The 14,677-nt window shown below is 63.7% G+C and carries 11 protein-coding genes; 5 read left to right on the top strand and 6 right to left on the bottom strand.

Annotation, left to right across the window (positions count from 1 at the left end; genetic code table 11):
- Positions 1-123: 123 nt before the first annotated feature.
- From N5A92_RS14670 to N5A92_RS14645, 6 genes are all read right to left on the bottom strand, one after another.
- Positions 124-576 (bottom strand): COG4315 family predicted lipoprotein, encoded by a 453-nt coding sequence (locus N5A92_RS14670; RefSeq protein ID WP_260904054.1) that lies wholly within the window; start codon positions 574-576, stop codon positions 124-126.
- A 115-nt stretch (positions 577-691) separates the two neighbouring features.
- Positions 692-3,625 (bottom strand): FAD-binding and (Fe-S)-binding domain-containing protein, encoded by a 2,934-nt coding sequence (locus tag N5A92_RS14665; RefSeq protein WP_260904051.1) that lies wholly within the window; start codon positions 3,623-3,625, stop codon positions 692-694.
- Positions 3,626-3,646: 21 nt separating this feature from the next.
- Positions 3,647-4,738 carry an enolase C-terminal domain-like protein gene (locus tag N5A92_RS14660; protein ID WP_260904050.1) on the bottom strand — a complete coding sequence of 364 codons (1,092 nt, stop codon included), beginning with the start codon at positions 4,736-4,738 and terminating at the stop codon, positions 3,647-3,649.
- A 42-nt stretch (positions 4,739-4,780) separates the two neighbouring features.
- A complete protein-coding gene (locus N5A92_RS14655) occupies positions 4,781-6,571 on the bottom strand; it encodes a thiamine pyrophosphate-requiring protein (RefSeq protein WP_260904049.1) in 1,791 nt (596 codons plus the stop codon).
- Between the two features lie 108 nt (positions 6,572-6,679).
- Positions 6,680-7,123 (bottom strand): PPC domain-containing DNA-binding protein, encoded by a 444-nt coding sequence (locus tag N5A92_RS14650; protein WP_260904047.1) that lies wholly within the window; start codon positions 7,121-7,123, stop codon positions 6,680-6,682.
- 139 nt (positions 7,124-7,262) lie between these two features.
- Positions 7,263-7,574, bottom strand: coding sequence for a hypothetical protein (locus N5A92_RS14645; protein ID WP_260904045.1), 312 nt, complete (start codon positions 7,572-7,574; stop codon positions 7,263-7,265).
- A 289-nt stretch (positions 7,575-7,863) separates the two neighbouring features.
- Here N5A92_RS14645 and N5A92_RS14640 point away from each other — a divergent pair, with 289 nt between their 5' ends.
- The 5 genes from N5A92_RS14640 (at position 7,864) to nadE (ending at position 14,677) form a co-directional block, all read left to right on the top strand.
- Positions 7,864-9,666 (top strand): glycoside hydrolase family 15 protein, encoded by a 1,803-nt coding sequence (locus N5A92_RS14640; RefSeq protein WP_260904044.1) that lies wholly within the window; start codon positions 7,864-7,866, stop codon positions 9,664-9,666.
- Between the two features lie 210 nt (positions 9,667-9,876).
- Positions 9,877-11,823 carry an asparagine synthase (glutamine-hydrolyzing) gene (asnB, locus tag N5A92_RS14635; RefSeq protein WP_260904043.1) on the top strand — a complete coding sequence of 649 codons (1,947 nt, stop codon included), beginning with the start codon at positions 9,877-9,879 and terminating at the stop codon, positions 11,821-11,823.
- Positions 11,824-11,842: 19 nt separating this feature from the next.
- Positions 11,843-12,115, top strand: coding sequence for an acyl carrier protein (locus N5A92_RS14630; RefSeq protein ID WP_260904042.1), 273 nt, complete (start codon positions 11,843-11,845; stop codon positions 12,113-12,115).
- Positions 12,116-12,137: 22 nt separating this feature from the next.
- Positions 12,138-13,682 carry a class I adenylate-forming enzyme family protein gene (locus N5A92_RS14625; protein WP_260904041.1) on the top strand — a complete coding sequence of 515 codons (1,545 nt, stop codon included), beginning with the start codon at positions 12,138-12,140 and terminating at the stop codon, positions 13,680-13,682.
- Positions 13,679-14,677: an NAD(+) synthase gene (gene nadE / locus N5A92_RS14620; RefSeq protein WP_260904039.1), complete on the top strand. Its 999-nt coding sequence runs from the start codon at positions 13,679-13,681 to the stop codon at positions 14,675-14,677. The genes N5A92_RS14625 and nadE overlap by 4 nt, the downstream gene beginning before the upstream one ends.

The following is a 14,677-nucleotide window of genomic DNA, read 5'->3' as shown; positions in this document are numbered from 1 at the left end:
GGGGTCGCTCCAGCGCACGGCCTCCACCGCCTCGAGAATCGGAGGGCGCTCCGGACGCTATTCACGAGCATTGGCGAGAATCGTCTTCAGCAGCGAGCAGAAATGGCTGCCTTTCTCACCCCATCACTCCTCCACTCTCTCGCCTTCCGGGCTGACCAGGTACCACTCGCCGCCGAAACTCTCGACATGCTGGCCGTTTGTGTCGCCCGCCCCCTCGTCCCGGACAAAGTAGTAGAGCGGCCAACCGTTGTAGGTAACCATCATCTGGCCCTCGTGATCCACCGTGCCGAGCAGGGAGGCATCGGCCATGTTCCCGGCCTGTGGCTGGCCTTGGGTGTAGTACGGCGGCCATGCATCAAGGCATTCGCCCGTGCAGGAGACCTGTGGCTCCGTGCCGTCTTGACCCTGCGTGTCCGCAGTGAAGAGATAGAGCGCGCGACCTTCACTGTCCGTGAGATACTGCCCGTATTGCTCGCTTTCAGCGACTTCGACCATGGCAGCATCCTGGGCAAGCGCGGGTGCGGCGGTCAGAACCAGCCCTGCAAGAACGGAAAGGCTGAGCGTTGAGATTTTCATGGTGTTTCCTCCTCTGGGTTAAGGCAGCATCGCGTCGCTGCCGGATGAATGTCTGGAATCGAACGCCGCAGCGGCTCGATTGTTCAGTGAAAGCTAGCGCATGCAGTATTTTCCTTCAGGCTGCGTCTCCGTTCATCGCCATGCGCAGCACCTCGGCCAGATGCACTGCCTGACGGCCCGTGCACTGGGCGATCTGCTCGCGGCAACTGAAGCCGTTGGCGATGACAAGCGCATCGGGATCGGCCCGCCGCACGGCGGGTAGGAGCACGCGCTCCCCACACTTGATCGAGACATCGTAATGGTCAGCCTCGAAGCCGAATGGCCCCGCCATGCCGCAGCAGCCGGCGTTGAGGTCGCGGTGGTCGAGGCCGAGCGCATCGAGAACCTCGTTCTCGGCCTCCTTGCCCATGATCGCGTGGTGGTTGCAGTGGTAGTGCACGAGGGCACGCCGCTCGAGACGAGGCGGTTCAAAGCCTTCCTCTCGCAGAAACTCGCTCAACAGAAAGGTCTGGTTTGAGAGCGTCCGCGCGTCCTCATCGTCGGGGGAGAGATTGACGAGCTCGTCGCGAAAGGCTGCCACGCAGCTCGGCTCGACGCCGACGAGCGGCACGCCTTCGCGGATAGCCGGCCGCAAATGGTCGAGCGTCTGACGCCAAAGCTTCTTCGCACGATCCAGCATTCCGATGGCATAGAGCGGACGGCCGCAGCACAGGGGTCGCGGCGGAATTTCGACGCGATAGCCGGCGGCTTCGAGTACCTCCACCGCCGCCTTTCCGGGCTCCGGCGTCAGATAATTTGTGAAGGTGTCCGGCCAGAGCAGGACCCGACGCCCGCCCGGCACACCATCCTGGCTGGATCGGCGGCGGAACCAGGTGGTCAGCGTCGGCGAGGCGAAGGCAGGCATTTGCCTCTCGGTGGCAATCCCACCCACCCGCTTCAGGATAGCCGCGAAAGGCTCCGTGCGCGTGAAGAAGTTTGCCGTCCCGGGCATGCGCGAAGCCGCGCGCGCCCACCAGTAGATCAGGCCCATGCTGTACATGTGGACCGGCCGCCGCCTGCCCTCGTAGTAGTGCGCCATGAACTCGGCCTTGTAAGTGGCCATGTCCACGTTGATCGGACAGTCGCTCTTACACCCCTTGCAGGCGAGGCACAGATCGAGCGCCTCGTGCACCTCCTCGCTCTTCCAGCCGTCCTTGATGGGCCCGCCATGAAGCATTTCGAAGAGGCTGTGGGCGCGGCCGCGCGTGGTGTGCTCTTCCTCGCGCGTGGCCATGAAACTCGGGCACATAACCTGCCCGCCCCTCATGCGGCATTTTCCCACGCCCACGCAGCGCGAAATTGCGCGCGCGAAGCTCCCCTCGTCCTCCGGATAGGCGAAGTGGGTATCGAGCTTCGGCGGCCGGTAGTCTGGGCCTGCCTGCAGATGCGCGGTGATGGGATAGGGATCGACCACCTTGCCCGGGTTCATCCGGCCCTCGGGATCCCAGATCGCCTTGAACTCGCGGAAGGCGTTCACGAGCTCCTCGCCGAATAGCTTCGGCAGGAGCGCCGCGCGGGCCTGGCCGTCGCCATGCTCGCCAGAGAAGGAACCGCCATACCGGACCACGAGGTCGGCCGCATCGTCCATGAACGAGCGCCACTTGGCCACGCCTTCGGACGTGCGGACGTCGAAATTGATGCGGCAGTGGATGCAGCCCTGCCCAAAATGTCCGTAGAGGGAGGCGCTGTAGTCGTAGCGGTCGAAGAGAGCCTTGAGGTCGCGCAGGTACTCACCCACCCGCTCCGGCGGCACGGCCGAATCCTCCCAGCCTGGCCAGTTGTCTTCCCGGCCGGGCACGAAGGCCGTCGCCCCGAGTCCGGATTCGCGGATGTGCCAGATCGCCGTCTGCTCCTCGGGACTGGTAATGAGCCGCATCGAGGGAGGGTGGGAGCCCTTTCCGAGCGCGTCCATCAACTCCCGAGCCTGCGCCTCCGCTTCCTCCTGATTTTCGCCGCCGAATTCCGCAAGCAGCCACCCTCCCCCCTCCGGCAGAAGATCGAGGTCCTTCGTGTGCAGGCCCTTGCGCCGCATGTTCTCGATCAGCCGTGCGTCGATCGCCTCCAGGCCCACCGGACCGCTCGCCCTCACCTCGGGCACGTGGTCGCCCGTGGCATAGACGTCTGGGTAGCCGAGCACGAGCATCACCCGCGCCGGCGGGCTCTCAACCAACCCAACGGTCGCGTCCAGCACCGTCACGCAGGTCCCCTCCGTGCCGACCAGTGCACGGGCGACATTGAAGCCGTGCTCCGGTAGCAACTGCGGAAGACTGTAGCCCGAGACACGCCGCGGTATCTGGGGATAGCGTTCCCGGATGAGGTCAGCATATTTGTCACGCAGCGCCTTGAGCCTGCCGTAGATCTCGCCGCGCCGGCCGCCTTCACGGATGATCCGTTCCAGCTCGTCTTCGGGCGTCGGGCCGACCTTCAGGCGCAGTCCGTCATAGGTCAGCACTTCCAACTCGTGGATGTTATCCTCCGTGCGGCCGGAGCCGGCACCCATCTTCTCCGCAAGCACCGAATGCACGCCGCAGGAATTGTTGCCGACCATGCCGCCGATGGTAGCGTAGGCATGGGTCGAGGTGTCGAAGGCAACGGTGAGGCCGTTCCGCTCCACCTCGCCCCGCAGGTCGTCGAAGATCGTCCCGCTCTGCACCCGGGCGCGCTTGTTCTCGTAGTCGATATCGAGAACACGGTTGTGGTACTTGGAGAAGTCGAGCACCACGGCGACGTTGCAGGTCTCGCCGGAGAGGCTTGTGCCGCATCCCCTCGGAAGGATGGGCACTCCGTGCTCGCGGCAGCATGCGACGGCCTCGACCGCATCCTCCTCATCGCAAGGGATCACCACTCCGATGGGCACCTGGCGGTAGTTTGAGGCGTCGGTGGAATAGAGCGCCTGGTCCTCGGTGCGGAAGCGGACTTCGCCGCGGATACGGCGCTCAAGGTCGGCGACGAGCGCGGCCACCGCTTCGTCCGAAGGGCGGGATGGCGGTTCCGCGCGGATATTGGCCAAGGCTTTCTCCCGTCGGCAGGATCAGATGGCGTACCGGGCTGCTTCCCCGTCCTGAAATTCCAGTCCGAGGCCCGGTCGGGAAAGGTCGGGTCCGAGGGAACCGTCGACTGGCGGACGGGCGCCCTCGAACAGCATCTCCTCGATGCGAGCATGATCGTAGAAATACTCGACATGGCGCGCGTTCGGCAGCGCGCAGCACGGATGGACGTGAATTGCGGGCGCCGTGTGGGCCGAGAATGGCAAGCCGTAAGCCTGGCACAGGATGCCGGCTTGCATAAAGCCGGTAATGCCGCCGCAGCGCGTGGCATCCGGCTGCAGCACGTCTACCGCGCCTCTCTCCAGCATGCGGCGGAAGTAGAAGAAGTCGTGCCCATACTCGCCGGCCGTGATTTCCATACCGGCCGGGGCGCAGTCCCGGATGAGCCTCAAACCCTCGAGATCGTCCGATGAGACGGGCTCCTCGAACCAGCTCACTCCATATTCGCGAAAGGCCTCCGCCTTGGCCAGCGCCTCTTTGCGATCATAGGCACCATTGGCATCGACGAAGAGCTCTGCCTCCGGCCCGATCGCCTCGCGCGCCGCACGCACGCGGGCGACATCCTCGGCTGGATCGCTCCCCACCTTCATCTTCACGCGGGAAATACCCTCACCGGCCCAGCCGCCGAACTGCGCCTGCAGGCGCTCGATCGAGTAGGTGGTGAACCCGCCACTGCCATAGACCGGGATCGCCTCGCGCACCTGGCCGAGAAGCGTGACCAGCGGAACGCCCAAAAGCCTTGCCTTCAGGTCCCACAGCGCGACGTCCACCGCCGAAATCGCCTGGAAGGCGAGCCCGGCCCGTCCGAGATTGCGTACTGCTGCAGCCATCGCTTCGAAGCAATCCGTGACCGCCATCGCATCGCGCCCGGTCACGATCTCCGAGAGCTTCGACCGGATCAGCTCACCGGCGGATTCATGGCTGTAGGTGTATCCGAGACCCTGTTCGCCACCAGCATTGGCACGCGCGAGCACCATCGTTGTGTCGTCCCAGTGCAGCGTACCATCGGCTTCGGGACCATCCGTGGGAATCCGATATGCCGCGACGTCGATGACCTCGATCTTCGCGCTTCTCATGTCTTGCTCCGACAGCCACACCTCATTGAGGTGCCAAAAATGCTAGTGTCTGCTCGGCAACACACCCTGCATGGCCTGCTTGAAGGATTGCCAGATGATGCCGACCGCCTCGGGATCGCCCTTGACGACCGCCTCGGCATACTTCTTGGCCTGGCCATAGCTGATGTGCGGCGGTAGCGGCGGCACCTTCGGGTCGGTGACCACGTCGAGCACGCATGGTCTGTCCGCGCTCAGCGCCTTGTCCCAGGCAGGGCCGACTTGCTCCGGCGTCTCCACCCGTATGCCCTTGAGACCCAGCATCTCGGCGTAGCGGGCGTAGTCGAACGCCGGCACATCCTGGGAATCGGGAAACTTTGGATCGCCAGCCAGCACGCGCTGCTCCCATGTGACCTGGTTCAGGTCACCGTTGTTCAGCACCAAGACCGCCAAGCGCGGATCGGACCACTGCTCCCAGTATTTGGCAACGTCGATGAGACCGTTGATACCCAGCATCTGCATGGCGCCATCCCCGACCAGAGCAATGGCGACGCGATCCGGATAGGCGAACTTGGCCGCCAGCGCGTAAGGAACGCCAGGGCACATGGTCGCGAGACCGCCCGACAGAGAGGCCTTCATGCCCGGTCTTAGCTTCAGGTCGCGCGCAAACCAGTTTGCGACGCTCCCCGAATCGGCACTGATGATGCAGTTCTCCGGCAGCCGCGACGAGAGTTCCCACACCGCCCGTTGTGGATTGACGGGGTCGGCTTTGCTCATCGCGCGCTCCTCCGTCACCTCCCACCACTCGCGGACATTCTTCTCGATCCCTTCGCGCCACGAGCGGTCCTTCTTGCTTTTCAAGTGCGGAATGAGCGCCTGGAGGGTTGCCGCACTGTCACCGACGAGATTGACCTCCATCGGATAGCGGATCGAAAGCATCCGACCGTCGATGTCGATCTGCACACCGCGCGCCTGGCCTTCTGGCGGCAGGAACTCGGAATAGGGAAAGCTGGAGCCGACGACGAGGAGGGTGTCGCAGTCCATCATCAGGTCGTAGCTGGGCCGCGTGCCGAGCAGACCGATCGCGCCGGTGACGAAGGGAAGGTCGTCAGGGAGGGCGGCGCGGCCGAGTAGAGCTTTCGCAACGCCGGCGCCGAGGAGATCGGCCACCTTCATGACCTCGGCACTGGCGTTCAGGGCGCCGGCACCGACCAGCATGGCCACGCGCTCACCGCTATTCAGAACTTCCGCCGCCTGCGTCAGATCATCCCCACCGGGCACATGGACCGGTTTGGGGTAACCCACCCCGGAAAATACCGCACCGTGCTGTCTTGGCGGAGAAGGTACTGCATCCAGCTCCTGCACGTCGCCCGGTATGATGATGCAGGTAACTGTCCGCCGCGCCAGCGCTATCCGCATGGCCCGGTCGATGAGATGGCGCATCTGCACGGGGTCGGAGCACATGTGAACGTAGTCGCTCGCCACGTCCTTGAAGAGGGAGATGAGATCGACCTCCTGCTGATAGCTGCCGCCGAGCGACATGCGCTTCTGATGGCCGACGATGGCGACCACCGGCGTATGGTCCAGCTTAGCGTCGTAGAGGCCATTGAGCAGGTGGATCGCGCCTGGCCCGGATGTTGCCAGGCACACACCGGGCTCACCGGTCCACTTGGCGTGCCCGCAGGCGGCGAAGGCAGCGAGTTCCTCATGCGCGGTCTGGATGAACTCGACCTCGCCGGTGGCCCGGCCCAGCGCACCAAGTATGCCGTTGATCCCGTCACCCGGATAGCCGTAGATGCGCTTCACGCCCCATTCGCCTAGGCGGCTGAGCATAAAATCGCTAACCGTTTGAGCCATATCGTTCTCCTCGCTGCTGGCAGCTTTGGTCCTGCAGACCGAACTTGGCCTACGGCGGGAAGTTCCCCTTCGCGCTTCGCAGGCACCGGCTAATGCAGCTCGACGGGCTCAACTTTCGGGGCGGATGAGCACCAGGCCGCTCTCCGGGTCGTACCGCTTGTCGAGGTGCGCCGGGTTTTCGGTGACGATCACCTCCAGCGTCGGGCGCACATGAGCTTCCGCCAGATGCCCGGCGAACGCTGCGCCGTCACGCCTGCCGAGCACAGTGTGGATGTGGATGGCGCGGCTGCCGTCGGGAGCAAGTGCGACATCGCCGTTGAGCGAAGCGACCTCCACCTGCTCGGTGATCGGGTTGGGAAGATACTCCTTCTTCTCCCAGTCGAAGAAGGTGATGACGGCATCGCTGAAAGCGCCGATGGCGGAAAACTGAGCGGCGGTGAGCCGCTGCCCATCGGCGAACTCCTGGAGGCAGGCCATCACCTCCTCGCCGGTTTCCAAAACCAGGGCATAGGTCTTCTGCCCGTCGTTCTCGGCCAAAATCCTGCTCTGCATCTTGCCGCCTCCTTTGCAACGAACGTCTCGGAAGGCCGCCCTTGCCATAGGTTTGTTTTGTGATGCCGCGGTCACTTCGCGAACGCCGACCAGCGCCAGATCGTTCCGCAACTCCAGGCTGGCATCGGCGGCCTGGCGCTCAGAGTTCCGGCTTACCGGTATAGATGGTGATCGCTCCGGTTTCGGTGCGCGTTACAGCAACCACGTTGGACACAGGAACGGCGCGATCCTTGAGCTGGGCCTCCAGCGTCTCATTCGCCTCGATCGCCGTCCGGACTTCCGCGAAGCCGTCCTCCGTATCCCGAAGTATTTCCTCGAGCTGCTGCCGATCAGCACCGGAAAGCGCATTGAGGCTGGCGATGCGCAAGGACGGGATCGATGTCACGCCCTGGATCTCCTCCGCGCTCAGATTGTTTTCCCTGAGGTCGACAAGGATCGTGGCGGGCGCCATCTCCCCACCCTCCTGAGAGGAGGAAAAGTCCGCTCCTGCCAAGATGCAAGCAAGTGCAACAGTCACTGATAGGGTGCTCTTCACGCCATCTCTCCGACGCAACAGACGAGAGTTCTCAATGCCAAACGGCGAAGGAGCCATTTTGTTCGCCGCTTACCCTGCCGCCACAGTTGCCAAACACCTGCCTTTGCCCTGAAGAGGTCCCAGAGATACCTCCGACACAGGAACACCGGGCCCTAAGAGGCGTTCCAGCTGTTAACCGATTGTCCCGACAGGAAAGTTGAGTGCGATGGTGCAGCGGATCCAGGATTATGCTCTTATCGGCGACTGCGAGACTGCGGCCCTGGTGGGCAAGAACGGCTCGATCGATTGGCTCTGCCTGCCACGCTTCGACTCGCCCGCCTGTTTCGCAGCCTTGCTCGGGGAGCACGGAAACGGACACTGGCAGATCGCTCCGGCCGACCCGCCCAAGCGCATCACCCGCCGATATCGGCCAGAAAGCCTGGTACTGGAGACGGTGTTCGAGACCGCCGGCGGCGTCTGCATGCTCACTGATTTCATGCCGGTAAGGGATGGTCCGCCAACGCTGGTACGAATCGTCACCGGTATCGAAGGCCGGGTCGATCTCAGGATGGAGCTCGTTATACGCTTCGACTACGGCCAGCTGATACCGTGGGTCTGGCGCGTGGACGATAAACTCATCGCCATCGCCGGCCCCGATATGATCGTGCTGCGCACCCCTGCCAATCACCATGGCGAGGACCTGAAGACGGTCGCCGATTTTGCCGTGGGCAACGGCGAAGAGGTGCCCTTCGTCCTCAGCCATAATCCTTCCCACCTGAAAGCACCGGAGCCCCTCGAGCCGCGTGCCGCGTTGGACAAGACGGAAGCTTACTGGCGGAATTGGGCTGCCCGAGGCAATTACGAGGGCCGATGGCGTGAATCCGTCGTGCGCTCGCTGATCACCCTCAAGGCGCTGACCTTCAGCCCGACCGGCGGCATCATTGCCGCGCCGACCACCTCACTCCCCGAGATGCCCGGCGGCACTCGAAACTGGGATTATCGCTACTGTTGGCTTCGAGACGCCACCTTCGTGCTGCTTTCACTGATGCAGGCGGGCTACCGGCAGGAAGCCGCAGCCTGGCGCGACTGGCTGGCGCGAGCCGTGGCCGGTCATCCTTCACAGATCCAGCCACTCTACAGTGTCACGGGCGCCCACCGCGTGGACGAGTGGGAGCTGCCCTGGGTCCCCGGCTACGGCGGCGCGGGGCCGGTGCGCATAGGCAATGCCGGCTGTAGGCAACTCCAGCTCGACACCTTCGGGGAGGTGCTGGATGCGCTCCATCACGCCCGCCGCTACGATCTTGCACCCACTCGGGAGAGCTGGTCGCTGCAGCAAGCCCTTCTAAGTTATCTGGAAACACTGCGCGGCGAGCTGGATCACGGCATCTGGGAGGTGCGCGGTCGCAAGCAGCACTTCACGCATTCCAAGGTCATGATGTGGGTGGCCTTCGATCGGGCCGTCTCAGCCGTCGAGGACTTCGGCCTCGACGGGCCTGCCGACCACTGGCGCAGTCTGCGCGACAGTCTGCATGCGGAAATTTGCGAAAGGGCATTCGACCGGGAACTCGGCTCTTTCGTTCAGGCCTACGGCTCGAAACAACTTGACGCGGCCACTCTCCTGATCCCGCTCGTCGGCTTCCTGCCGGCTACGGACCCGCGCATGATCAGCACGGTCGACGCCATCGGCAAGCGGCTCATGCGCGACGGCTTCGTCCATCGCTACGATTCACACGAGACCGAGGACGGCCTTCCACCCGGCGAAGGCGTCTTCCTGGCCTGCACGTTCTGGTACATCGACAACCTCATCCTACAGGGCAGGCACGACGAGGGCATCCGCATGTTCGAGGATCTGCTCGCCATCCGCAGCGATGTCGGTCTCCTTTCCGAACAGTACGATGTCGTGAACGGAAATCTTCTCGGTAACTTTCCTCAGGCGCTATCGCACCTCGCCCTGATCGACACCGCCTACAATCTCTCCGCAGCACAGGGGCCCGCACGGCAGCGCTCGAAGCACCGGCGGGCGGAGTGATTTCCGGCGGCGCCGAGATCGGCAGCGATTGCGGAGCCAGCGAAATCGAGAGGAGGGCGGAGATACTCTGCATTTTAGCGAATTGGCTAAGCATTTCTCTACGATATTTCCGGCAATCCTCGCCGGATCCGGCAAGCTATGTGAAGAAATATTCAACTATTAAGGTGTACCGCGGTATTGGGTGCATCGGACGATGTTGGGGGCTGAGGTTTGTGCGGCTTTGGTGGATATTTCGGTGCGGGCGTAGCGCCGGCTGAGGCGGAGCCGCTGCTTAGGCGGATGGGCTCTGCCGTTGCGCACCGCGGACCCGACGAAAGCGGCGTCGCCGTCTTCGCCGACGCTGGCCTTTGTCACACGCGCCTTTCGATCGTCGGCCTTGCCGATGGTCAGCAGCCCATGTCCAGCGAGAATGGGAGACTGTCCATCGCCTTTAACGGCGAGATCTTCAACTATGTCGAGTTGCGTGAGGCGCTCCGCGCACGCGGCAGGGTCTTCCGCACATCCAGTGATACCGAAGTCATCCTACATCTCTACGATGAGAAGGGACCGGACTGCCTTGCCGACCTCAACGGAGACTTCGCCTTCGCCGTCTGGGACGCGCCGCGCCGGCGCATGTTCCTTGCGCGCGACCGGATGGGCGTGCGCCCGCTGTTCTACACGACCGTTCGAGACACGCTCTTCTTCGCCTCCGAGGCGAAGGCGCTTTTGCAGGTGCCGGGTGTCGAAGCGGAAATGGACCCGGTCGCGCTCGACCAAATCTTCACGCTCTGGGCGCCCATCGCCCCGCGTACCCCCTTCAAGGGCATCCATGAGCTCGAACCGGCGAACATGATGATCGTCGAAGAAGGGAAGCGGACGGTCAGGCCCTTTTGGTCGCTTTCCTTTCCCGATCTCGGCGCGCCCAGCCGCCACACGGACGAGAACGCCGCGGCCGAGGAGTTGCACGCCCTGCTTTCAGATGCCACGCGTCTGCGCATGCGCGCCGACGTGCCGGTGGGCTCCTACCTTTCGGGCGGTCTCGATTCCTCGATCATCTCCGCGCTCGCGGCAGGCATGACGCCGGAGGTTCTGCGCACCTTCTCGGTCACCTTCGACAGCGACGAGCATGACGAGAGCGCGTTTCAGGAGGAGATGGCCGCCGCCCTCGGAACCATGCACAGCACCGTAGAGTGCCGGGACGACGACATCGCCACCGTCTTTCCCGAAGTCGTCCGCTTCACGGAGCGGCCAATCCTGCGGACTGCGCCCGCACCGCTTTTCAAGCTCTCCGCCCTAGTCCGCGAGAAGGGCCTGAAAGTCGTGCTGACGGGCGAGGGGGCCGATGAGGTCTTCGCCGGTTATGACCTGTTCAAGGAAGCGCGGGTGCGCCGCTTCTGCGCGCGCCAGCCGGGCTCGCGCATCCGGCCCCATCTCTTCCGCAAGCTCTATCCTTACCTGCCGGGCCTAAAGCAGCAGTCGGCCGAATATCTGGCCGCCTTTTTCGGTGCCGGCGCGGATTCGCCCGACGATCCACTGTTTTCCCACAATCCCCGGTTCCGCGCGACGGGGGCGGCAAAGCTGTTTTTCTCCGCGGATCTACGTGAGACCCTTGCCGGCTACAATGCAGCGGAGGAACTGGCAGTCCGCCTGCCGCCGGAGTTCGGCCGCTGGCACCCGCTGCATCAGGCGCAGTATCTGGAATCCCGATTCCTCCTGCCGGGCTACATCCTCTCGAGCCAGGGCGACCGCATGGCCATGGCGCACGGCATAGAAGGGCGCTTCCCCTTCCTCGACCACAGGTTGGTGGAGTTCGCTGCAACGCTTCCGCCAGAAATGAAGCTGAAACGGCTGGTCGAAAAGCACATCCTGCGCGAGGCAACCAAGGACCTGCTGCCGGAAACGATCCTGCGGCGGACCAAGCAGCCCTACCGCGCCCCCGACAGCCAGTCATTTAGGGGAGTTGGCGAGAAGGATTACGTGCGCGAGGCCATGAGCCCGGAAAAGCTTGCCGCCGGCGGTCTCTTCAATCCGGCCTCCGTATCCAAGCTCTTCGCGAAAAGCCGTCAGCAGCCGCTCACCGGGTTTCGCGACAACGCCGCCTTTGTCGGTATTCTTTCGTCTCAGCTCTGGCTTGAGACGTTCACGGGTTCGCGCTTCCGGGCCTCAAAAGCCGCGTAAGCTTTGTAAGGAGATGGGAATGACAAACAACATCAAGGATAGCGTGCGTGCGTTCATCGTTGAGAATTTCCTGTTCGGCGACACGTCCTTCGCACTCGAAGGAGACGCGTCGCTCATTGAGAACGACATCATCGATTCGACCGGCGTGCTGGAGCTCGTCGCTTTCATCGAGGAGCAGTTCGGAGTGACCATGGCCGATGCCGACATCGTTCCGGCGAATCTCGACTCGCTCGACCGGATCGCCGCTTTTGTCAGCGCCAGAGTCGGCGCGAAGGCGTCTCAGTCCGCATGAGCGGCGAGGCTGGAGACCCCGTATGCGTGTCGAAGAGTTTCTGAAACGCAGCGTCCTTGCCGATGGGGCCAAGACGGCTCTGATCTGCGGCTCCCGGCGGCTTTCCTACGACGAGTTGGATGTGCTGTCCGACCGCCTGGCGGCGGCTTTGGCGGCCAGCGGCGTGCGCCGCAACGACCGTGTCCTGGTCTTCATTGACAATTCCTGGGAAGCGGCGGTCTCCATTTTCGCCGTGCTGAAGGCCGGCGCCACCTTCAGCCCGATCAACGCCTCCACCAAGGCCGAGAAACTGGCCTATGTGGTGGGGGATTGCGAGGCCGCAGCGGTGCTGACACAGGCCAAGCTCCTGCCCGCCGCCGCCGAGGCACGCGCGTTGTGCGGCCGGCCGTTTGTTCTCTTCTCCACGCAGAGGCCCGGTGAAGCCGTACCGGAAGGCGCCTTCTCCTTTGCGGACGCTCTGGAGACGAAGCCCGCTCCCGTTCCGCATGGCGGCATCGATGTCGACCTCGCCATGCTCATTTATACCTCCGGCTCCACAGGCCGGCCCAAGGGCGTAATGATGACGCACCGCAACGTGGAAGCGGCCGCCACGTCCATCACAACCTACCTGCGCAACACGCCGGATGACATCATCCTGAATGCCCTGCCACTCGCCTTCGACTACGGGCTCTATCAGCTCCTGATGTCGATCAAGCTCGGCGCGACACTGGTGCTGGAGAAGTCCTTCGCTTTCCCGCAGGCGACCTTCGAGCTGATGCGCAAGGAAAAGGTGACCGGTTTCCCGCTGGTCCCCACGATGGCAGCGATGATCCTGCAGATGCGCGATCTCCAGCCCGGGTTCCTGCCGAGCCTGCGCTACTTTTCCAACACCGCTGCAGCCCTGCCGCCGCCCCATATCGCCCGGCTGCGCGAGCTGTGCCCCGGTGTCGAACTCTACTCCATGTACGGGCTCACCGAATGCAAGCGTTGCACGTACCTGCCGCCTGAGGAACTCGACAATCGGCCGGACTCCGTCGGCATCGCGATCCCGAACACGGAAGCCTTCGTGGTGGACGACGAAGGCAAACCCGTTCCCCCTAGCACGGTCGGGGAACTGGTGATCCGCGGTCCGCACGTCATGCAGGGCTACTGGCGCAACGAGGAGGCGACGGCCAGAATGCTGCGCCCGGGCCTCAATCCGTGGGAGAAGGTGCTCTACACCGGAGACCTCTTCCGCACCGACGCCGACGGCTTCCTCTATTTCGTCGGCCGCAAGGATGACATCATCAAGACGCGCGGCGAGAAGGTGGCGCCCAAGGAGGTGGAGGCGGTCCTCCACGCCCATCCGGCGATCGCCGAAGCCGTGGTGACGGGGGTGGCCGATCCGGTGCTGGGCCATGCCATCGCGGCCATAGTGGTGGCGACCGATCCCGTACTTTCCGAGCGCGACGTCATCCGCCACTGCGCCAAACACCTGGAAGACTTCATGGTCCCGAAACTCGTGCGGTTCGTCAGCGAGCTGCCGAAGACGGACACGGGCAAGGTCAGCCGCAGGCTTGCGGCCGAAACGATAGAGCCAGCAGAATGAAACAAGACGCCGCTTCCTTCTCCTCCGCCACGCTCGCCATCGATCCCGCTGCCGAGACGGAGCGGATCGTGACCGGCCTCAGGGCCCAGCTGCGTGCGCTGCGCAAGCGCGGCCTTGTGCTGGGCGTCTCCGGCGGCGTGGATTCGAGCGTGTGCACGGCGCTTGCGGTCCGGGCGGCGGGCGCAAAGAACGTCCTCTGTCTCTTCATGCCGGAAAATGACTCCGATCCGGAGAGCCTGCGGCTCGGCCGGGAGGTCGTGCAGACCTTCGGCATCGATGATGGCGTTGTGGAGGACATCGGCCCGACCCTTCAGGCAATGGGCTGCTATGAGCGGCGCGACAGCTTCATCCGCAAGCTCGTTCCCGAGTACGGTCCCGGTTGGGCATCGAAGATCGTCATCGCCAACGCGCTGGAGGGGGACGGCTACAACATCTCCTTCCTCGTGGTGCAGGATCCGCAAGGAAAGCAGACGAAGCTGCGGATGACGCCGGATGTCTATCTGGGCATCGTCGCAGCAACAAACATGAAGCAGCGCACCCGCAAACAGATCGAGTACTATCACGCCGACAGGCTGAACTTCGCCGTCCTCGGCACGCCCAACCGGCTCGAATACGACCAGGGCTTCTTCGTCAAGAACGGCGATGGAGCGGCCGACGTGAAGCCGATAGCTCATCTCTACAAGTCGCAGGTCTACGATCTTGCCGCCTATCTCGGCGTACCGGAAGAGATCCGGCGCAGGCCGCCGACAACGGATACCTACTCGCTGCAGCAGACACAGGAGGAATTCTACTTCTCGCTCCCCTATGACCGGATGGACCTGTGTCTCTACGGCCTCAACCACGGCCTGCCGGCATCCGCCGTTGCGGCGGCCGCCGCGCTCACCCAGGAGCAGGTCCAGCGTGTGTGGGCCGATATCGCTACCAAGCGCAAGACGACCCGCTATCTCCACCTGGAGCCTCAACTGATCGAAACCGTAGCTGAAATCGCCTCCTGA

Source organism: Chelativorans salis (assembly GCF_025336525.1).
GTDB lineage: Bacteria > Pseudomonadota > Alphaproteobacteria > Rhizobiales > Rhizobiaceae > Chelativorans > Chelativorans salis.
This window is presented reverse-complemented; position numbering and strand designations above follow the sequence as displayed.

Coding starts and splice junctions, on each gene's coding strand:
- N5A92_RS14670 (WP_260904054.1), bottom strand. CDS start 576: ATGAAAATCTCAACGCTCAGCCTTTCCGTTCTTGCAGGGCTGGTTCTG.
- N5A92_RS14660 (WP_260904050.1), bottom strand. CDS start 4,738: ATGAGAAGCGCGAAGATCGAGGTCATCGACGTCGCGGCATATCGGATT.
- N5A92_RS14655 (WP_260904049.1), bottom strand. CDS start 6,571: ATGGCTCAAACGGTTAGCGATTTTATGCTCAGCCGCCTAGGCGAATGG.
- N5A92_RS14650 (WP_260904047.1), bottom strand. CDS start 7,123: ATGCAGAGCAGGATTTTGGCCGAGAACGACGGGCAGAAGACCTATGCC.
- N5A92_RS14645 (WP_260904045.1), bottom strand. CDS start 7,574: ATGGCGCCCGCCACGATCCTTGTCGACCTCAGGGAAAACAATCTGAGC.
- N5A92_RS14640 (WP_260904044.1), top strand. CDS start 7,864: ATGGTGCAGCGGATCCAGGATTATGCTCTTATCGGCGACTGCGAGACT.
- N5A92_RS14630 (WP_260904042.1), top strand. CDS start 11,843: ATGACAAACAACATCAAGGATAGCGTGCGTGCGTTCATCGTTGAGAAT.
- N5A92_RS14625 (WP_260904041.1), top strand. CDS start 12,138: ATGCGTGTCGAAGAGTTTCTGAAACGCAGCGTCCTTGCCGATGGGGCC.
- nadE (WP_260904039.1), top strand. CDS start 13,679: ATGAAACAAGACGCCGCTTCCTTCTCCTCCGCCACGCTCGCCATCGAT.